Origin of the sequence: Providencia sp. PROV073 (assembly GCF_033688125.1) — a bacterium.
In the GTDB taxonomy this organism is placed as follows: Bacteria; Pseudomonadota; Gammaproteobacteria; order Enterobacterales; family Enterobacteriaceae; genus Providencia; species Providencia hangzhouensis.
Genome location: NZ_CP096355.1, coordinates 47,732 through 65,822, shown reverse-complemented (window position 1 = coordinate 65,822; position 18,091 = coordinate 47,732). Strand labels below are relative to the sequence as shown.

Genomic DNA, 18,091 nt, shown 5'->3' with positions numbered 1-18,091 from the left:
AGAGTATGACAGCCACCTAAAAGGGTAAAACGCTGTAATTGCCCTTTTGGGGTGATCGAGTAGGAGGCGGGATTACTCCCGCCGTCCTCTCACACCACCGTACGTGCGGTTCCGCATACGGCGGTTCATGTTAACACTGGAACTGTCGATGACTTTCCAGCAGTGAAACCAGTCCCAGCATGTCGAACCAGCTCTTCTTTAAAGCCTGATTCATATGACTGGCACCAGAGTTCCACCAAGCGCCACGCTGGTTACAAGCTGACGCCCATGCCCTGACTTCATTAAGTCCTGCTTTCATCAGTTGTTTGGCTCGGGTAAAAGGTCGCTTCCATTGTCGCCAGTACAGGCAACGCAGTTTACGTCTTATCCAGCCGTCCAGCTCTTCTAGCACGCCTTTGATTTGGGTCAGTCGGAAGTAGCTTATCCACCCACGCAGTATCGGTGTCAGTTCGCTGATAGCTTTTGCTACTGATTTTGAACCATTTCCCGTGGTCAGGCTTCTGATTTTGTCTTTCAGCCTGCCTACGCTGCTTGGTGCTATTTTCAGTCGGGCCACTTTGTGCCATGTGAAGCTGTAACCAAGGAACTTACGTTCCGATGGTCTTGCCACTGCACTCTTCTGTGCATTCACCTTCAGTTTCAGCGTTTTCGCTAAGAATTCACTAATGTCTTTCAGTAAATGTTCGCCCGCCTTTTGGCTGCTGACATAAATGTTGCAGTCATCGGCGTAGCGGCAGAAGCTGTGACCTCGTCGCTCCAGCTCTTTATCCAGTTCATCCAGCAGGATATTCGATAGCAACGGGGACAATGGGCCGCCTTGCGGCATGCCTTTATCGCGTTTTAAGACCTCTTTTCCATCCACCATTTCTGCTTCCAGATAACGGCGGATAAGTTTGAGCAGCCGCTCATCTTTGATAGTCCGTGCCAGTCTCGACATCAGAATATCGTGGTCGACACGGTCAAAGAATTTCTCCAAATCCATGTCTACAACCCAGCGTTTGCCGCTTTGAATGAACTGCTGTGCTTGTCGCACCGCTTGCCACGCATTGCGGTTGGGTCTGAAGCCGTAGCTGGACTTCGAGAATGTCGGTTCCACGTAGGGTGTTAATGCTTGTGCTATCGCCTGTTGGATAAATCGGTCTGCCACGGTTGGGATACCCAGTGTTCTCACATCGCCATTTGGCTTTGGGATATCCACTTTGCGGATTGCCCGTGGCAGATAACTGCCCGCCATCAGTGTACTTTTGACGCTCGGCCAATACTGTTTCAGCCATGGTTTTAACTCCAGCACACTGAGGTTATCCACCCCCGCCGCACCTTTGTTTTCTACCACCCGCTGATACGCCAGCATCAGGTTCTCGCGGCTTATCACTGCGTCCATCGTCAACGACATTTCCGCTTTCGTTCGCCCACTGGCCACCGTATCAATTTCAACACCATCAACCAGCCCCGGCGAATTCTGTTCGCTTCCTCTGTTCATGGCCGCAGTCGCCTGCGCTTGTGCATCATCAATCAACATCGAGGTCCAGAGTCCTAATCGCGGTTAACTATGTTCAGCCCTTCGTGCTGTTGGTTAAGAGCACTACTACGGCCTCGGCTGACTTCTGAGCATCCATCCCAACACCTCCCGATGTCAGTAGCACTCTGGCAGACACTCAGACCTCCCGGGGTAATTCGCGCGACCTTCCTGCTTATACCTGTCGACTCTACGTTGTAACATTCCGTGCAAGTATTGGGCTTTGGTGATATTGGCCACCTTACCCTGCTACAGCGCCTAAATCGCTTCCTGTTCGTCAGGCCAGCATTTTGCTTTCGGCTTCCTTCAGATTTAACCTCACGGTGAACACCCTTGCCGTTCAGCTAACACTTCCCCTTGCCGGGTGTGTAGAGGACTTGCACCTCCAAGTCACCGGTTTGACTACCTCAGTCAACCCAGTTGCGCTTACGCGCAACGCGCCGTGCCCGGCGCACCAAAAGAAAAAGCCCTCCCGAAGGAGGGCCTTTTATGCGGCCAAGGACAAGCCTTGCTGTCCTCTTTGCAGCTCCGTGTCGTCGCGGCGATGTAAGCGTTGAGCCGCCTTGATCATCGTTCTGACATGTCGCTCCAAAGAGGCTGGATGACGTTTTGACAGTAGGTTGATCCAGTCGAGATAGATAGCAAGCGCGGAACCTTCGGTTAGAGCTGCCTGTATCGCCTCATACTGCCCTACGGCACCCTGGACAACATCATTCACCCACAGGGCGTCAGTGTTGTCCAAGAGCTCGCAGAGGGCCGTATAAGCCTTCCTTCTGGTCGCGGCCATGTAACGACGAATGTTGGCGTTTCCGCTCCCCTCTCGCCCTTCCATGACGCTCATACAGAATGCGCTGGAGTAACAAAGCATAGCGTCAGTCACGTAGTTAAACCATCGCGCCTGATGCCGTTTCTGTTCTTCCATTGCTTCCTGGTTAAGTTGCTTCTCGATGAACAACCCCGTCGGAGTCCGGTGGTGCAGATGGTACTTGAACGTTAAGTGCAAGTTGACCCACCAGCGTACCGTTGCCAGTCTTCCCTTGATTTTTCGCTTCACCAGATCTTTGTACTTAGCATCGCTAAGCACTTTGACATCCTTGCGCTGTTGGATTCCTTCCATCGTCTGTAGCCCTGTAAGGCCCATCTGGTGGTAGGTTTGACCTCTTTGCATCATACGGTGATACAAAGCGCCTTTTCCCTTCGCAAGCTGGATTGCTCCGAACCGAAGGTAGAACTGCGCTGCACTACCGGGCGTATAATGTCCCTTTAGTACAGACTCCCTTAGTCGCGGGTATTCGTTCCAGATGATGAACGCAGCGGAGTCGGGATCGACTTTCACTTCATCATCTTCTGCGAAGCAAACCACCCTTCTCTTTCCGTCTGCGGTATTGATCACTTGCGCTGCCAACGGGTCATCCCCGCCGTCAAAGTAAGCCATTTCCGCTAACGGATCGGCCAAGCCATCAGAAAGCGAACCATCTCCCCAGCGACCAACCTTCAACCACAATGGCTTCGGAATTGGTGACTGAGGAACGGTTTCACACTGCGGCTCGTCTTCCAGCAAGTCCAGATCACCCATCGACCAAACCCTGTGGTAAATCTCCAGGGCATGGAAAGGCTTATCATTGAAATGATGGAAGGCCCACATGAAGTCGATATGGACTAAAGCCTCTTCCGATATGATCCGGAATTGTGGCTCTGCCATTCGACGGTTCCAGTCGTTATCCTCTGCTTGACCAGTAGCCAGCTTGTATGCCAGCTCATCAGCTCTCTTTTGCTCCATGTAGTCCATGCTGCAACAGACATGAAGCAATCGTTCAAGGAAAACAGGACTGTAAACGTCCGGCTGTATTTTGATGTATCCGCCCTCGTAAATCGTTCGACCTACGGGATGGCGGTCTTCCCATGCGTACCGGCGTTTTGCCAAGTAGCGCTGGATGCGGTTCAGCCCCGACATATAGCCATGCCTTTCAGGGTCCGTGGCAAGCAACGTCTCCATTGACTTATCCAACCCAACAGCCTGGCAAGCCCAGCAACCGAAGCGAGCGCCACAGGCGTCACTGGCCTTCTTCTCTGTTGCCGACCACACGCACTCCCCTGTTGCCGCCTTGTAAAGCTCTGCCGTAGTGACATTGCTCTCCAAGTAACTTGGCAGAGGATATGCTGAGCCCATGCCAGCGGATAGTAAGAACTCCCAGACATCACTCGCCAACCAGTTTTTCACCACATACAGCTCCCCCCCATCTTTCGTCTTAATGACGCGATCTGAGCTTCCTCGCTGTTTTGCAATGTTGGCCGCACGAATAGTGCTTTCAGCATCACGACTGCCCAGCAAAAGGCAGACTTTCTGTCGAACCTCTTTGGGAAGCTCTCGCATATAAGCTGCCTTCGCTCTTTTGGCAGAGGTGATTTTTAAATCCTGGCTACACTGGCGGGCCGTGGAGTTGGAAAACGTAGGCAACCCCCTCCCAGTAAGGATTCGGCCCGTCCAACTCTGCGAGATCCCAGGCTTTGCTAGAACGATGGTCAGAGGAAGGTTTTCCTTCGCAATGAAACGCTCCAGCTCGGCCAGTTTCTGATCCGCCAGCCACCTTACCTCTGGGCTTTCGATCAGTGTGTCAGTGTGCAAGATGAAGTGGTGCTGGCTGATGGTCGCCCCACTCCTTACAGCCCGGATCAGGGCCATCAGGAACAGGTGCAAGACCGTTTCAGAATCTTTACCACTGGAATAGCCGATCATCATGGTCCACCCATCAATTAAGGCCGTGTGAATGGACTCAACCGATGACGTGATCAACGATGACAGACTGGTTCCTCTACTGGCATCAACGAAGTTCAAATCCTCGTTATCAGTCAGTTCTGACCAAACAGAATCCCACTTATCCCCACGCAAAAGCACTGGGATGGGTTGTTCTGATAGATCAAAGTTTAATGTTTGTTGCATAGGGCCTCCTGGATTAGCAGGGTGCCCATCCCTTCCGGGATAAAGCACCCCGGTAGGGTTGAAATTGAAACTGCCTATCAGAACCTCACTAGCTTGTACTCGACATTTGATTGTCGTCGTATTGCCGCTTGGCCTGTTTAACCAGATCAATGTCACCGTCTTGCAGCTTCTGAATATCAAGCTGTAGACGAGCCTTGTGTTTCAACAACTCAGCAACCGCATTATCAATGTGATCAATGAGCGATTGGTTTTTTTGGATGGTGTAACTGTTGAGCTCATCGATCAGGGGCCATGCAACACTCGAATGAGTGTTGAGCAATGGGTACTCTGCTTCGATCTCACAAACCACACCGTTTGCTCCTTCTCGGTAATGAGGGAACCCGACACGCAGACCGATACGACGATCCAGCGCTGCATTCACAGTACATTTCAAAGAAGTTCGGTTTGAAAAAACATCGTTGACGTTTTTAGACATGCTATATCTCCATTCAGTTTATGACGGAGACCCCCTAACAGGAGGTGCTCCCGTCAGGGTTGATGATTTGCTGTTTGTTTTTGGCAGCCAGCTACCGCACTTGAGCGCCTAAGGCACTTTCCGAAGCCTCCAAGAAATCCGAGAGGCTTGGGAAAGCGCGGGGTTTCCCCCTGCGCTGATTACCCTTTTTAAGGGGCCGGTACACCGATTTCTCGGCGCACTCAGGTTGAACCTACACAGTCAAGAACCAACGCTTCATAGGAACGGTGATCTCTATCAACCCATTTCCACATGGATTCTGACCCCAAAATCTGTAGGTCGTCTCATAAAAGTCAAACTCAGACAACGACTGAATCTGCGATTCTGAGATCGGCTCAAATGGGCCACCGCAACCAATGTGCATATCGAGCCCATAATCTCGAAGCTCTAATTCTCCGAGGTTCAGCGTTTTTCCACCTACACAAGCAATTAGGTTCTGGTTTCTGACTTCCCCTTCTTTGATCAACAAAGCAGACTCATCGTAGCTCCCATATTGATTGGTAAACTTCACAATATGTCCGTGCTTGGGTAAGGTTTGTTCCGACAACTGTTTCAGCAATCGCTTTACGCTTTGAAATCTTGCGTACAAAGTTGGCGTGAATTGCCCAGAGTAGTTTAAGTTCGGGCAGATCATTTCAAGCATCTCATCAGGTACTGATTCAAGTCCCATTTGCGCGGCCAACGGCTTCGCCTTTTTCAGCCCATCCTCAAGTACCATCTGATCTACAAGTTGTTTTAACATATTCATTTAACTCTCCACTTTCGAGAGAGCAATGCAAGCCGTCTCCGGACTTACATTGCCCGTTAACGGCTTTATTGGTTTATCCCAAGAGGTACGGAGCTACGCCAGTCAGGAAGCCCATGACTCCCAACACAGCGCCAACCACGCCCAATTTGATTGACAGTTGGACACTTTGATCCGGATGGTTCCAGAACCACTGCCAGACTTCCCAGCGCCTGGCTCTGCGAACCTCAAGATTTACAGTGTCTTTAAAACGAACACCCAGAGCATCTACCGCATCGTAATCCAGCGCGACCGCCAGCTTTGTGATGGATAAATTCCCAGGGTTGCCCATCGCATACCGGAGAACCTTTGCTTTGGTCTCTGGGTTTACGATCATAACCGGCTCCCTCCTGAAAAAACGGGTCTTGTCTTTTCGCTTGGAATCCATGTTGCGGTTATGGAACCTGGCAATGCAGTGTTGAAGGCCTGAATCCTCGGGAGGTAAAGGCACAACAGTTTCGATTTTCATGATTACTCTCCTTTCGGATAGGCCGGAGCAAAGGCCCTTCGGCATTGCCCCGGTAAGTTACTAATGAACCAAAGATGAAGTGACCATGATTGCGTCTCCGGACATCATTACCGGGAGATATTCGCAAGGCTCATGGCCGCAGCTCTTTTTAGTTCCGTTAGGTGAATAGACAGCCAATTGACCGTCCATAATGTTGAAGGGCATCCCCTGTTTTTTCGCTGCCGGTGACAGCTTGAGAGTGCCCTTTGCGTCAACCAGTGCCGTTGCCCAATGGAAGTCTTCACCACCGATCACCGGCTGTGATTCATCCACGACTTCGACCATGATTGGCATCATTCCAACCCAGCTCCACAGGCTGTTCCCTAATGCGAGGGCTAAAGCCTCGAACGCGGGAAAGACTACCGATTGCCCGAGAATCTGGTGGGCAATAGTGTCCGACAGACCTTGGATGAGTTCCTCTGGTATCCCTTTCACTCGACAATGTTCTGTCGGTGTAAAGATGCGAGATAACTCCGGCTGTTCTGGATGAACAATGAAAGGTTCGGTACTTCTGCATTTTGCATAGTCCTTACCTATGGTGCCGCAAAACTCATCGTCGCCAGTCAGAAGCTGGCGAGAGAACCCCTTGCCAGCAGCTTTGTCTCTCAACTCCTTCTCAGCCAGATAATCAAATGACTTCCAACGTTCAGAATCGAGCGGAACTGGCTCCAGGATGTCCTGTATGCGACTTTCCTTGGTGCGAACAGGCTGAACCTTCTCAAGTTCAAACCCGTCGATCCCGTGGGAAAGCGCAACAACACAAAGACGCTTGCGGCGCTCAATAACCCCAAACTCATTGCCGTCGAGAATGCGCTCTTGTAGGGAGTAACCCAACGAAGAGAGCACCGAACGAATCACTTCCATCGAAGCGGTGTTCTGGTACTCAGGCACGTTCTCAATCAGCACAACGGCTGGGTTTAGCGCTTCTACGAATTGCAGGAAGTTGAAGAACATGGCACCTGCCGCCTCATGCGATTCGGCAAACTCCAACTTGTTCTTACTGCGACCTGACTTTGACGCGCCGGTACACGGTATGCCCCCCATCAAAACATCCACCTGTGGTGGGCGTTTGCTGAGATTCACAGCCTGGATTGGCGATTCGATAACAATAGAATCTTCGTTCCAAAGCTCCGGGTTATTTGCCAAAGACGAATCGAGATATTTCCCTTCCATCTCCACGGCCACAGATATGGCACTGGCAATTCCCGCCTTGTGAAAACCGGCGTGAATCGCTTTATCAAGCACACCACCCCCATGAAAGAGGCTGCATACCGAAAGCGATTCTCCATTCTCCAGCTTACTGATAAGCCGGTTGACGCGCTCGATCACTCGCTCTTGTTGATGGTGAGCAGAGATCACAATTGCGCCGTTACGGATGAACACGCGGAGCATCTCTACACCGTCAAAAACGGTAGCAAGCTCCTGCACGGTCAGATCGATGATTGGAGACACCCGGCCATTGCGCTCACGCTTACTGATGGTGAACTTACCCTCCTCTTTGACGCGAAGCACAACCTGGGAATCTTTCAGCTCCAGATCGTACTTCATGCCAGGATAGTAACCTTCACGCAGTAGCTTTTGGCCTTCCAGCCAGACGCGCTTCTTGCCTCGATGTTCTCCTAACTTGGTGTTTACGATAGTAGCCATGAGCTCTCTCCTTTCGGTTGAGAGGCCACTACCGTCCCAATCGGGAAGTAATGGCCCCGATGGGTTTAAAGTGGTTCTCAGTTCACAGCGATGCCGTGAGACTGAATGGCATTAGCAAAGCCAGCCATTTGTTCAGGGAAGGTGTAGCGGTTGATGTCCTGGCTGCGAGCCAGATTGACATGCACCTTCTTCACCTTCGTTTCGTCAGAGTCGTACTTTTCAAGCGCCAGCTTCTCAGCTTCTTCCGGATCTCGGCCCAGCGAGTAGGCGTAAATCACAGAGGTGAAGCCAAGTCCTGAGCCGAATGCGTAGACTTGTTTCTCGAAATGGACGTCAGCGAAATAGATGCTGAATCCGGATTTGAGGTTATGTTTTTCCATGATGCACTCCAAATAGTTTGGGGGCGCACCACGTCCCGAACCGGGCGGATGCACCCGGTTTAGGGTTAGTAGATTGCTCAAGCTGTTACGCCAGCCTGAGCCTTTATTGCTTCAAGCACGATCTCTGCTTCCTTGATAGAACCAGTGCTGTACAGCTTATGCAGCACCCGGCCAAGGTTCACAGAGTTCTTTTCTTTCACTTGGAGATACTTGACATAGAAGTCATACAGTTTCTCCGCCTGCTCAAGGTGGGACATGCTCTCAACGGGAATGGTATTCCCTGGATTGCAGTACCACTTTCCGAGCACCTTTTGTACAAATCCCTCTTTGTCTCCTACGAACTGATTTGTGCCAAACACCCCACTGGTTGGTGAGCGTTGAATAACAGAAATCGGATTCGCAAAGCTGGCAAGAGTAGTCATAGTTGTGGCTCCATGTTTGTCAGGGAACCACCAGCCCGAGGGGCAATGATCCCCCAAGGGTTATGTAGAATGCTGTTTGTTTGGGGAGGCCAGCTACCTCACTATTCACTCTCGTCAGAGAGCAAAATCTCGCTTTCCAAGTTATTTAACTTCTCACGGCTTAAACATAAACAACTTGGGAAACAGTTTTTCATATTACCCCAGAAAAATAGATCTGACACACGGCAAGCGTCACTTTAATGTAGTGAGTAAAAATCCTGCCCAGGAGGGCAGGATTGGTTTCTCAATTAGCTCCAGCCGACAATCCGCTATACGCGCCAGCAGGCAGTATCCACGGTTGTTTTTCTGGAACAAAGATTGGCAGCTTATACTCTTTGCAGATCGATTGACGTAGCGCCAACTCATCAGCAATTTCTAATGGCTCTGCCATCGCAGCTCTCTCGATGACTGTTTTACCATTCCGGCTGATTGCTGTCCCAAACTCTTCCTCGTACTGAGAAATAGCAAGGGCTCGTTCAGGCCAGTAATGCGCTATGGTTGCCCATATACGATCACCGTTAAAGATGCAAGTCTGGCAACTAGAGCGTCCCCATCCAAGCCGATACGGCACAGGTGGATTAATGCGCCAGTCACAGAGCATCTGCCATACTTCCTCTTCGCTCAGGTGTAACACTGGTCTCCACGCATCAACATGACGCGGTTTCAATGGTTTTGCACTTTTGCGAACAGTGTCAGTTGAATGAGGTTCCAACTGATTGTACTTGGCTCGATTACTTGATTCCTCACGACGCTCACCCGTAACGAATAACACCTTTTTGTCGATGAATCGTTCTTGGCAAGTGACCGCTCTACGGCCAACATCAATCTTCAAGGCACTAGAGCACCAGCGAGTTTGAAGACTTGCCGCCTGTTGTGGGAATTTGCGTCGAGTCGCTTCCTTTGCTGCATCTCGGGCTAACTCAACAATACCATTCGGCGTACCAACCATGTGCGGATGACTCCGAGAGTTATTCTTGAGCATCTCTCCCTTGAAGCCATGCTTCAACCATGAGAAGTACAATGGCATGTTCAGCGCATCTGCCAGTTTTACGCAGTAGTCGTCAATAAACGGCCAGTCCATAAAACTCTCAACGGCTTCTTGCCCATCAACCAAGTGGTGCCACAATTCTATCCGAGATGCAGGAAATCCTCGGTCCAAAAGGTATTTGAGCGCAGCCAAAGAGTCTTTACCACCAGACATGCAAACTACTGCGATGTCATAATCAAGCTCAATGTCAGGAGCGTTGAAATACACCCCTGGCATAGCTGGTTGGCGCGCTATTATATCTTTCGGTTCGAGACCAAATAAGGTCATTTGTGCGCCAGGTACTATTATGCGGTCATCGTATTGATCTGATGATGCTTTATTCATATATGCCTCCATGAGTAGGTCCACAAACTCCCGTCAGGGGCCAATGGACTAGCGTTAATTTCTCCGTAAGGAGAAATGATCTAAGGGGCTTTCACCTTTTGGAGAAAGCAGTTAACCAAGATGGGTTCACTGGGCCTTGTAGCCGCAGAGATATGTGATAGATGCTGTTTGTTTTTGGCGACCAGCTATCGCACGTTTTCGCCCTCGGAGAGGACAAAATCTTGCTTTCCGAGTGGCACAAAACTTTCACATGTGAAAGTAGATGCCACTGGGAAAGCAGGGGGTTAACCCCCCGCCTTAACCCGCGCTAAGCGGTTTAGGATAGACTTCACGCCTTCCCTTATTCCAGATGGATCGTAACCGGCTTCACCGCAGCAAGCCAAAAATGAGAAAGGATGCACCTCGTCGGACATCATCCATTCCATCGTTTCCTGCTTGATTTCACTTCCAGCTCGACCATCAGCAAGGACTCTAAGGCTATGCCATAAAAGCCCATCACGTAACTGCCTTACCTCATCATCAGTCCATTCGGGCTTTGGCTCAAATAGAATGACTTCTGCGGTCTTCGGTTCTTCATCCAGGAAGAAAAGCGGCAGCTCAAGCTGGTTTTCCTTCTGGATCATCTTCACTGCATTCATGGTGACTCCTTTTACGGGCACCATGCCCCCACAGGGGCATGAAGCCCCCAGTGGGGTTACAGTCATAGTTACTTCACGCCTGCCAGTTGAGAATTGATGTTCTCTTCCAGCCAGCCTTGAAGCGATTCAAGGTCACGTTTGTCTTCCGTATTGCTGGCTTTACGTGCATCTTCCGACACAGCGCTCAACATGGCGTTAGCCTCAGTAAGTGATTCAACATTGTTCCCAGGGAACACAATCGTTTGACTGTGATCTTTCATGGTCTTCTCCTTTGAGAATGGAGGACCGTCTCCCATCAGGAAGAGCAGCCCCGTGGGTTAAAAGTAAAAATCCTCCAGCTCTTCATGGTCAGGCTTTCGCTCAACTGGTCGAAGCAACTCAGCTTCATCAGCGAACTCAAGCTCAGGATGAAAAGCAGGATGAAATCCTCGATGCCAGACTGGACGGTCATTATCGAGGTCTAAGTAGCAGTGCCTCCCACTGACTGGGTGATAGCAGTAAAGCCACTGTCTACCACTAACGGTAAACGGCTTCTCTGCACCTCCACATGCCGGTACAAGGTTATCTGCTGCTATATGCGCTACAGCATCCATAGGCTCAGTCCTCATCTTCGTCATCACGAACACAAAGATCACGAGCAACTATTTCCGCAGCTATCAACGCATAATCGTTGCCCTGCCAGAACCACCGCTCCGCCAGCTCATAGGCTTCGCTGGAAGGTTCGCCATGACCATGAGCTACCACGTAGTCGTGGAAAGTTTCATGATCAAAAGCCTTTGCATCTGCCTCAATGAACCAACCAACTGGGCACTCCAGAATGCGATGCCTCACGACATCTCGCTCTGAATACGCCTCTCTGACAGCTTGCTCTAGCATTTCCCTCGACATACCAGGGGGAGTGATGATCTCAAGACCAATTCCATCATTCCCAGAAAGGTTTTCTTCGTATGGAAGACCAGCAAGTGTAAGATGGTTGCGTTTACACCAGCCTATTGCTCTGAGCACTCGGTTTTTATCTGAAAACTTTGCAGAATAGCGATTTATCAACATACTACCTCCTCAATGCTCATCATAAAAAAAGCCTTGTGCAGGACAGTTTTCTGATGCTTGAAGTTGTTCATAAACCGCTTTTTCATCAAAGCTAAACTTGAGAGGATATGGGAGACCTTTCACTGCTTTGATTTCAAGCACTTCAAATCGTCCATTCTCCACAAGCTCATTAGCCGAAGCCCCAAGCTCTGGTATTTCTTGGCTCCATGTGCCTAGAAAGCATTTTCCAGCCACCAGCTCCCGCGCATCTGAAAAGATGTGCCAGAAGTCACCTGTATGCGTATCTTTGCATACCTCACCAAGATCAATTGACAACCCCAAACTTCGGAGTTTTTCAATGTCCATTCCATTTGGATTAAATCCAAAATGTTCTGCGTTTCTACGAGCCAACCATACATAGGCATCTACATCACCAAAAACGCCATAACCTTGATATGCGTGTTCAGCAATGTGCTTCTTACCTCGTGGTTGGAGTAAATAAACAGTTTTCACTTCGCGGTTAGAATGAGCATTAGGAATGCTTTTCTTTGTATCCGCAGTTAGCCAGCTAAAAAAGCCCATAACAATCTCCTATTTACAGAGAAGAGGGCTCACCCGCAGGAAGAGCCCCCTCCGGGTGGGTTAAATTTCTAAGGTCACATCGGTTTTTGCTTTAGCGCAGCAAACCAACACTTCCCCTTCTTTGACAAATGCGATGGGCGTCTCGTCATAGGCCACTTGACCTTCGAGTAGACGAACCCGGCACATGCCACAAAAGCCACTGCGACAATGCGTTTCAACAGTGAGGCCTTTGTTTTCGATTTGCGCCAACAGCACATTGTTGCTGGCTTGAAGTTGTACGTTCATGGTCACGCTCCTTTGTTGTTGATGAGCGCGACCAATCCCCTCCGGGATGTCACGCCCCGGTTGGGCTACTCGGCAAGTGCATAGACACCTACCTCGATGCGAATAAAGAACCTGGCATCTTGAAGAACTTGCCTGACCTTTGCTTGCCAGTGGTTGTTCTCTCGATGCTTTGCGTAGGGTTCAATTTCTTTGTAAATCTGCTCCAGCTTCAACGCTTTCCCCTGTAGGGTTCGGCGTATTGCAGCTTTCCACGTAGTCGAAACCATATTGGTTGCGCGACGGTGCACGGCAGCAAGAAGACAGAGCGATGAGGCAACGTCGTTACGACGAAACACCAACAGCTTTTCATGGGCGATACGCACCAGCTTCCCGGAATACTGAGTTCGGTCACTCACACAGTTGTGCTGTGTTTTGATGATCTCATCCACCAGCTTTCCAGGTGCGATACGTTCCACAAGGCTGGACAGGTTGAAATAATCCCCATCGCGCCTCAGGTTTCCCATGAGGATTCCGTAATGCCCTCCTCGCTCACAGGCGTCATGAATATTCATAACGGCCAGCTCAAGGGCTTCAACGAACTCAGGCAAATTCATGCGGCTCATATCCCATTTGTTGGGCTCGCCCCACTGCTTACCTGAATACTGGATCATGTCCCAGTAAGGAGGGTGCCACCAGATCAGGTGTGCAGGCTCTCCGAGGAACGAAAGGAAGTCATCCCGCAACAGATTGAATCCCTGATGCAAGTCTGTCCCTTTGAAACGGATACCAAGTTCATTGGCAACGTCGATGCTAGAGCCACCACCAACACTGGGGTCTGCCACCAGCCCGTTCGGCTTTCTCATGTAAGACTCAATGAAGTCTTTAACGATAAAGCCCGAGCAGTTGCCTCGGTACTTATTGTTTCCGTAAGGCCCCCTATTTTCGTAGGAGCATACTGATGATTTGAACATGGCGTCCTCCATCATAGATGGGGCGCACCATGCTCCCATCAGGGGCCGGTTCGCCCCTGGTTAGGGATTAAAATCAAGCTTTATCTGCATACCACCAGAAAAGGCGATTGCAATCTTTATCGAGGGTTCGTGAATCGAATGGCTTTACCAATGAAATCGGCCATCAGTCGATTCCCAGTAGAACTGAAATAGCTCTGCCACTCTTTCCAACCACCAACGGAATCCACCGAGCTTGGAGACTCGAAGATACCCCAGATACGCATTTCACAGCCTCGTTGCAAAACTCGGTTTACCTGGTCAACCAGGTGTTCCTTGTTCTGCAATGAAGAGATGTTGCAAGGCATCTGCATGATCAGCTTTTCAGCTTGCTCGATGTCGATTTTTTCAATCAACCCCGTGCGGGTATCCACAGAGAATGGGACCACCTGCTGACCGTGGTTAGTCCACAACCAATGAGTGATATAGATCGGATTAACGCCAACTTCCGTTGGCACCAATACGCTGCCGCAAGACCGCAACAGCCAGACCAGACGTAAACCATCGAATCGATCCAGAGACTCCACATCGGTAGTGATGTCATCCTGGTAGATTTCAGGCAGCTTATGTTCGGCGGCGAGAGAGATCATTACGGATTTGAGATTGTTCAGATGAGACATGTGTGCTCCTTAAAATAACTTGGGCACACAGAGCCTGTCAGGCGCAGTGCGCCCTTAGGCTGAGGTTGAATGCTGTTTGTTTTTGGCGACCAGCTATCGCACGTTTTCGCCCTCTGGGAGGACAAAATTCACTTTCTTAGCAACCCTCAATGAAGGCCTCTGAGAAAGTGGGAGGGTATTCCCTCCTCACTTTGATTGTTCCACGAGAGCTGTGCGAACAGGAACGCTCAAACTGCCCTTTTCGGGTGCAAAGCTCAAAGACGCATCAACTGCCCCGTCTTTTCAGTTCTTCGACCAGATGTTCAGGCACCTTACTCGCAGTACAGGCCAACAATACATCGAGGCCTACCGGCTTGTGAAAGCGCTTATTTGACCAGGAATCGCCAACTGATGACTTTGCCCAGTCGATTGCTTGCCCAAGACTGTGGAACTGCCGCCTGCCTGTGTATCCCATACGACTATCCAAAGTAACACCCTGGAACAGTCTCCAGTACATCGGAGGAATGCGCTTAGCAAGCAGTAAAAAAGGCGTCTCCGGCACTGTAGCCCTTCTACCTTTGTTCCGTTGATACAAATCCAAAGATGAATGGAATTGGTTCATAGACTCTCCAAATAAAAACGGCCACCCCCGAAGGGATAGCCGTTTGTCGTTTCACTTCCTGTTAAGCTGCAAAAGCAGTCAATGACCGCTCCATCAACTTAAACAGTGTGCGTTGCAGAGCTGCCGCATCATCAATGACAATGTTCTTTTGGAACAGTCCTGACACTGCTGTAGTCTCTACCCCTATGCCGATCACCTCAACATCGCTTCGTTCACAGAGGTCAATCACTGAGCGACATGCCGGGGCGCTTTGAGGCTGTCCGTCAGTCACTACGATCAACATTTTTCGCTCTTCACGGGTCTTGGTGAGTTCAAAAGCTGCATACCACATAGCTTCCGCCATAGGCGTACCGCCAGTTGCTTTGAACCCAAACCGACCGGCCCGATTCTGAACCGTATCTCCATGCTTCACGACACTGAACACTGGCTGGTTCCGGTTGCCACCAAAAAAGGTGACTGCCGGATTTACGCCGGGTATTGCTTCCAGAGCCATCGAAATAGCCAAGGACGCTTCCCGCGCAATGTCTTGACGCTCCTTTCCATTAGCGGCTTTGTAGGCCATCGAGGAGCTCATATCAACCAGGATGTGAACCGCCGTATTAGGGCGTTTCTTGGCTTCCGGCTTGAGGAACACGCGGGTATCACCCGTCACTACACGATGTAGTTTCCGAGCATCCACACGCTTCCCTGATCGTTGGTTACGGTGAGCAACTCGCTGGCTGGCCTGGACCAATCCGTAAAGCTGCGTTCTTATCTTTGAAGTGGTGCTCTTCACATCCCCTACCAGGCTTTTGCCAACAGCAGGGTTGTCCTGGGTGTTCACAGCAGAGCGAACAGTCATATAGCTACTGTCCCCCTTATCTTGAGCCACCCGGTTGAGCTCGGCTTTAAGTGCATCATGCGCGTCACCACGCAAGTCACCAGCACCGGCATTCAGAACCTGCTGGAGCATTTTGGCCGCGTCTTGTTTCGCCGCGTCAGAATTGCCACCAGCCTGGCTTTGTCCTGCCTTGCTGCCACCATCAGTATCCGACTTGCCTTGGTCGCCCTGTCCTTTCGGATCAGATTTCCCGTTAGCATCGTCTTGCTTCTGGTCTTTACCTTGCTGATCACCACCATTGGCGTCAGGCCCTTGGTTTTGATCGTTACCACTTCCGCCCTGACTGTTTTGAGGCTGGTTGCCACCAGCATTCTGCTGATTGTTACCATCCTGACCATTCTGGGGCTTTTGCTCTTCTTTCTCCTTTTCCTCCTCGATCATCTTGATGATTTGGTCGGCCAAGGATGTCACCTCTGCTGTTGACTTCGTGTTCACAGCCTTACGCAGTAAAGCGTTCAGCCGAACAACAACACCCTGAGGGAACACGCGCTCGAATACGGGGGTAGCCGAATCGAGATAGGGTTGAAGGACGGATTGCCCTACAGCCTTGGTTTGCAACCAGTACAAACAAAACCCTGTCAGAATGGAGGCAGGGGCCTCTTTGTCTGTGACGTGCTCGTAATGACCAGCTTGAGCCATATAGCGAGCAACCTCATTCAGGGTCTGCGACGTACCGGGGAAGAGTTCCATCATGGCCCGTTCTATGCGGCAGTCTTCCAAAACGTTGGACAACTCAGCATGAAGACCTCTGCGGCGCTCAACACCAAAGTCCGTAAACCGGACATGGGCTGCTTCATGGGCCAAATACCCCCAGACAGCATCCATGTGAGGATAGTCGTCGGGGATATTCGGAACCACGATGGTCTTACCATCGGTGTATGCGTCATCGTTACCGATGGCGACTTTGACACCGAGTTTTTCACCATAGGCTGCGGCCACGATTGGTAGAGCGCTGTAAATGGTGCGTTTTTTGGACATATCTTTTCTCCTGGTAGGGAAGGAGATAGTCCACCCCTGGAGGGAATGGCTATCCCCTCCGGGTCGGTTTAGTTGAAGTGACTATTAAAAGAACAAGTCATCATCGTCAGTTTTAGGCGGCTCCTGGTTGAGAGGCCCCTCTTGGACAGGCTCTTGCTCTACCGGAGTTTCCTCAGGCAAAACAGGCTCATCCTCAACATCAACGCGCTCTTCTTGAACCACATCACCGGCATTGGATTCATCTTCCGATTCACCCTCGCCTCGTTCTGCAAAATTCTTGAAGAAGTTGTCGATGTCTTCATCCAGGTCAACAGCGTTACCACCGCTGTTAGTCTGTTCGGATTGAACAGAGTCAGTACCACCTATCTGTTGCTGCTTGGTTTCGCCCCCCTCTGTTGCAAGAGTAAGCTCACCGGCTTTATCGCTTTTCTGTTCGGCCTTTTCATCTTTAGAACGGTCCCCCATCTGGGCTTCCGAACCGCCAATGTCATTAGCCATGCCCTCTACAGTAATCGAGCCATTGGCATACTGCTCGATGCGGTCCCTCTCGCTCATGATCAGCACTGCGGCCACGACCTGATAAAAGAAAGGCGCAACGATGTTTCGGCCATCGGCATGTTGCTCGTATCCCCGGAGGGTTTGGTCGAGCAGCTTGACCAGAGGGTTAAAAGCGCTGTTCAGGAAGCTAAGCCCATCCACCTTGTCGCGGATGTTACGGAGTGTCTGCCGAGTAGTGACCGCACATTGGTCTCGACCGGCCAAACGTTCCATATAGAACTTATTCGCTTCCTGAACCACTTCGGAGATGAGATCGTCACCCAGGCGCTCAACCTTGCGGTTAAGGCGTTTGGCGTTGGCCTCATCTTCGTTCACAGGCTGGATCATGAACACCTGGTACTCAAAGCCAATCCGCTCCTCGACCGTTTCCTTTGGAAGGGCTCCGGCACGGATAGCTCGTTCATACTCAGGGTTCTCCTGACACCATTCATCCACGGCTTTGTTGTAACCTTTGATGAAATCCTGTTTCAGTTGGTTAAACTGAAAGTTTATGTCATTCAGCTTGTTACAGATTTCATCGGTCTTGCTGACGGGTACGGCAAATCCGTTCATGAACGGCATACCGAATTTCAGCAGGAGGCGACGAGTTTCTGTTTTCAGGCGATGAAAGCCTTTCAGCTTAGCCGGATCACAGATCTTCTTACTTCCCAGTTGAGCTACTTTCTCAGGTGGAATTTCACCACCCTCGCCCAGCTTGAGATCAGATGCAGACAAACGGGTTTGTCCACTCCAGATGTCAAAGTCTACGTGGATAACACAGAGGCTTTGTAGATGGTTCACTTTAGTCATGATGCACTCCAAAAAGTTGGGG

At 50.5% G+C, this 18,091-nt stretch carries 20 protein-coding genes; all 20 read right to left on the bottom strand.

Going from position 1 to position 18,091, the window contains the following annotated elements:
- Positions 1 to 130 precede the first annotated feature (130 nt).
- Positions 131 to 1,519 carry a group II intron reverse transcriptase/maturase gene (ltrA, locus tag M1F17_RS21615; RefSeq protein ID WP_275146235.1) on the bottom strand — a complete coding sequence of 463 codons (1,389 nt, stop codon included), beginning with the start codon at positions 1,517 to 1,519 and terminating at the stop codon, positions 131 to 133.
- A 484-nt stretch (positions 1,520 to 2,003) separates the two neighbouring features.
- On the bottom strand, positions 2,004 to 4,457 hold the full coding sequence (locus M1F17_RS21610; RefSeq protein WP_275146234.1) for a phosphoadenosine phosphosulfate reductase: 2,454 nt from the start codon (positions 4,455 to 4,457) through the stop codon (positions 2,004 to 2,006).
- Between the two features lie 88 nt (positions 4,458 to 4,545).
- Entirely contained in the window at positions 4,546 to 4,932 is a 387-nt protein-coding gene (locus tag M1F17_RS21605; RefSeq protein ID WP_223370756.1) for a hypothetical protein, read from the bottom strand.
- Between the two features lie 232 nt (positions 4,933 to 5,164).
- On the bottom strand, positions 5,165 to 5,719 hold the full coding sequence (locus M1F17_RS21600; protein ID WP_275146233.1) for a hypothetical protein: 555 nt from the start codon (positions 5,717 to 5,719) through the stop codon (positions 5,165 to 5,167).
- Between the two features lie 73 nt (positions 5,720 to 5,792).
- Complete coding sequence (locus tag M1F17_RS21595) at positions 5,793 to 6,224, bottom strand: hypothetical protein (RefSeq protein WP_000687894.1); 432 nt, start codon at positions 6,222 to 6,224, stop codon at positions 5,793 to 5,795.
- A 60-nt stretch (positions 6,225 to 6,284) separates the two neighbouring features.
- Entirely contained in the window at positions 6,285 to 7,910 is a 1,626-nt protein-coding gene (locus M1F17_RS21590) for a DNA cytosine methyltransferase (RefSeq protein WP_000201432.1), read from the bottom strand.
- A 77-nt stretch (positions 7,911 to 7,987) separates the two neighbouring features.
- A complete protein-coding gene (locus M1F17_RS21585; RefSeq protein ID WP_000410925.1) occupies positions 7,988 to 8,290 on the bottom strand; it encodes a hypothetical protein in 303 nt (100 codons plus the stop codon).
- A 77-nt stretch (positions 8,291 to 8,367) separates the two neighbouring features.
- Complete coding sequence (locus tag M1F17_RS21580; protein WP_163440207.1) at positions 8,368 to 8,712, bottom strand: hypothetical protein; 345 nt, start codon at positions 8,710 to 8,712, stop codon at positions 8,368 to 8,370.
- A gap of 283 nt (positions 8,713 to 8,995) precedes the next feature.
- Positions 8,996 to 9,778 (bottom strand): phosphohydrolase, encoded by a 783-nt coding sequence (locus M1F17_RS21575; protein ID WP_413242994.1) that lies wholly within the window; start codon positions 9,776 to 9,778, stop codon positions 8,996 to 8,998.
- 629 nt (positions 9,779 to 10,407) lie between these two features.
- On the bottom strand, positions 10,408 to 10,761 hold the full coding sequence (locus M1F17_RS21570) for a topoisomerase II (RefSeq protein WP_275146232.1): 354 nt from the start codon (positions 10,759 to 10,761) through the stop codon (positions 10,408 to 10,410).
- Positions 10,762 to 10,829: 68 nt separating this feature from the next.
- Entirely contained in the window at positions 10,830 to 11,021 is a 192-nt protein-coding gene (locus M1F17_RS21565; RefSeq protein ID WP_318837468.1) for a hypothetical protein, read from the bottom strand.
- Between the two features lie 57 nt (positions 11,022 to 11,078).
- A complete protein-coding gene (locus M1F17_RS21560; RefSeq protein ID WP_318837466.1) occupies positions 11,079 to 11,354 on the bottom strand; it encodes a hypothetical protein in 276 nt (91 codons plus the stop codon).
- A 4-nt stretch (positions 11,355 to 11,358) separates the two neighbouring features.
- On the bottom strand, positions 11,359 to 11,811 hold the full coding sequence (locus M1F17_RS21555; RefSeq protein ID WP_275146231.1) for a hypothetical protein: 453 nt from the start codon (positions 11,809 to 11,811) through the stop codon (positions 11,359 to 11,361).
- A 9-nt stretch (positions 11,812 to 11,820) separates the two neighbouring features.
- Positions 11,821 to 12,372, bottom strand: a complete 552-nt coding sequence (locus M1F17_RS21550; RefSeq protein ID WP_113847811.1) for a hypothetical protein — start codon at positions 12,370 to 12,372, stop codon at positions 11,821 to 11,823.
- A 60-nt stretch (positions 12,373 to 12,432) separates the two neighbouring features.
- Positions 12,433 to 12,657, bottom strand: coding sequence for a class I ribonucleotide reductase maintenance protein YfaE (yfaE, locus tag M1F17_RS21545; protein WP_163440213.1), 225 nt, complete (start codon positions 12,655 to 12,657; stop codon positions 12,433 to 12,435).
- A 65-nt stretch (positions 12,658 to 12,722) separates the two neighbouring features.
- On the bottom strand, positions 12,723 to 13,607 hold the full coding sequence (locus M1F17_RS21540) for a DNA adenine modification methylase (RefSeq protein WP_163440215.1): 885 nt from the start codon (positions 13,605 to 13,607) through the stop codon (positions 12,723 to 12,725).
- A gap of 116 nt (positions 13,608 to 13,723) precedes the next feature.
- Entirely contained in the window at positions 13,724 to 14,263 is a 540-nt protein-coding gene (locus M1F17_RS21535; protein ID WP_275146230.1) for a hypothetical protein, read from the bottom strand.
- Positions 14,264 to 14,528: 265 nt separating this feature from the next.
- Positions 14,529 to 14,864, bottom strand: coding sequence for a hypothetical protein (locus tag M1F17_RS21530; protein WP_275146229.1), 336 nt, complete (start codon positions 14,862 to 14,864; stop codon positions 14,529 to 14,531).
- A gap of 61 nt (positions 14,865 to 14,925) precedes the next feature.
- The gene (locus M1F17_RS21525) at positions 14,926 to 16,722 is read right to left on the bottom strand and encodes a VWA domain-containing protein (protein WP_000039319.1); all 1,797 of its coding nucleotides are present in this window, start codon (positions 16,720 to 16,722) and stop codon (positions 14,926 to 14,928) included.
- An 84-nt stretch (positions 16,723 to 16,806) separates the two neighbouring features.
- Positions 16,807 to 18,069: a DUF3150 domain-containing protein gene (locus M1F17_RS21520; protein ID WP_275146227.1), complete on the bottom strand. Its 1,263-nt coding sequence runs from the start codon at positions 18,067 to 18,069 to the stop codon at positions 16,807 to 16,809.
- Between the last annotated feature and the right edge of the window lie 22 nt (positions 18,070 to 18,091).

Excerpts from the sequence above, each read along its gene's own strand:
- M1F17_RS21605 (WP_223370756.1), bottom strand. The coding sequence starts at position 4,932 with ATGTCTAAAAACGTCAACGATGTTTTTTCAAACCGAACTTCTTTGAAA.
- M1F17_RS21595 (WP_000687894.1), bottom strand. The coding sequence starts at position 6,224 with ATGAAAATCGAAACTGTTGTGCCTTTACCTCCCGAGGATTCAGGCCTT.
- M1F17_RS21610 (WP_275146234.1), bottom strand. The coding sequence starts at position 4,457 with ATGCAACAAACATTAAACTTTGATCTATCAGAACAACCCATCCCAGTG.
- M1F17_RS21520 (WP_275146227.1), bottom strand. The coding sequence starts at position 18,069 with ATGACTAAAGTGAACCATCTACAAAGCCTCTGTGTTATCCACGTAGAC.
- M1F17_RS21585 (WP_000410925.1), bottom strand. The coding sequence starts at position 8,290 with ATGGAAAAACATAACCTCAAATCCGGATTCAGCATCTATTTCGCTGAC.
- M1F17_RS21565 (WP_318837468.1), bottom strand. The coding sequence starts at position 11,021 with ATGAAAGATCACAGTCAAACGATTGTGTTCCCTGGGAACAATGTTGAA.
- M1F17_RS21550 (WP_113847811.1), bottom strand. The coding sequence starts at position 12,372 with ATGGGCTTTTTTAGCTGGCTAACTGCGGATACAAAGAAAAGCATTCCT.
- M1F17_RS21600 (WP_275146233.1), bottom strand. The coding sequence starts at position 5,719 with ATGAATATGTTAAAACAACTTGTAGATCAGATGGTACTTGAGGATGGG.
- M1F17_RS21560 (WP_318837466.1), bottom strand. The coding sequence starts at position 11,354 with ATGGATGCTGTAGCGCATATAGCAGCAGATAACCTTGTACCGGCATGT.
- M1F17_RS21540 (WP_163440215.1), bottom strand. The coding sequence starts at position 13,607 with ATGTTCAAATCATCAGTATGCTCCTACGAAAATAGGGGGCCTTACGGA.
- yfaE (WP_163440213.1), bottom strand. The coding sequence starts at position 12,657 with ATGAACGTACAACTTCAAGCCAGCAACAATGTGCTGTTGGCGCAAATC.
- M1F17_RS21570 (WP_275146232.1), bottom strand. The coding sequence starts at position 10,761 with ATGAATGCAGTGAAGATGATCCAGAAGGAAAACCAGCTTGAGCTGCCG.
- M1F17_RS21535 (WP_275146230.1), bottom strand. The coding sequence starts at position 14,263 with ATGTCTCATCTGAACAATCTCAAATCCGTAATGATCTCTCTCGCCGCC.
- M1F17_RS21590 (WP_000201432.1), bottom strand. The coding sequence starts at position 7,910 with ATGGCTACTATCGTAAACACCAAGTTAGGAGAACATCGAGGCAAGAAG.
- M1F17_RS21530 (WP_275146229.1), bottom strand. The coding sequence starts at position 14,864 with ATGAACCAATTCCATTCATCTTTGGATTTGTATCAACGGAACAAAGGT.
- M1F17_RS21575 (WP_413242994.1), bottom strand. The coding sequence starts at position 9,778 with ATGCCATTGTACTTCTCATGGTTGAAGCATGGCTTCAAGGGAGAGATG.
- M1F17_RS21580 (WP_163440207.1), bottom strand. The coding sequence starts at position 8,712 with ATGACTACTCTTGCCAGCTTTGCGAATCCGATTTCTGTTATTCAACGC.
- M1F17_RS21555 (WP_275146231.1), bottom strand. The coding sequence starts at position 11,811 with ATGTTGATAAATCGCTATTCTGCAAAGTTTTCAGATAAAAACCGAGTG.
- ltrA (WP_275146235.1), bottom strand. The coding sequence starts at position 1,519 with ATGTTGATTGATGATGCACAAGCGCAGGCGACTGCGGCCATGAACAGA.
- M1F17_RS21525 (WP_000039319.1), bottom strand. The coding sequence starts at position 16,722 with ATGTCCAAAAAACGCACCATTTACAGCGCTCTACCAATCGTGGCCGCA.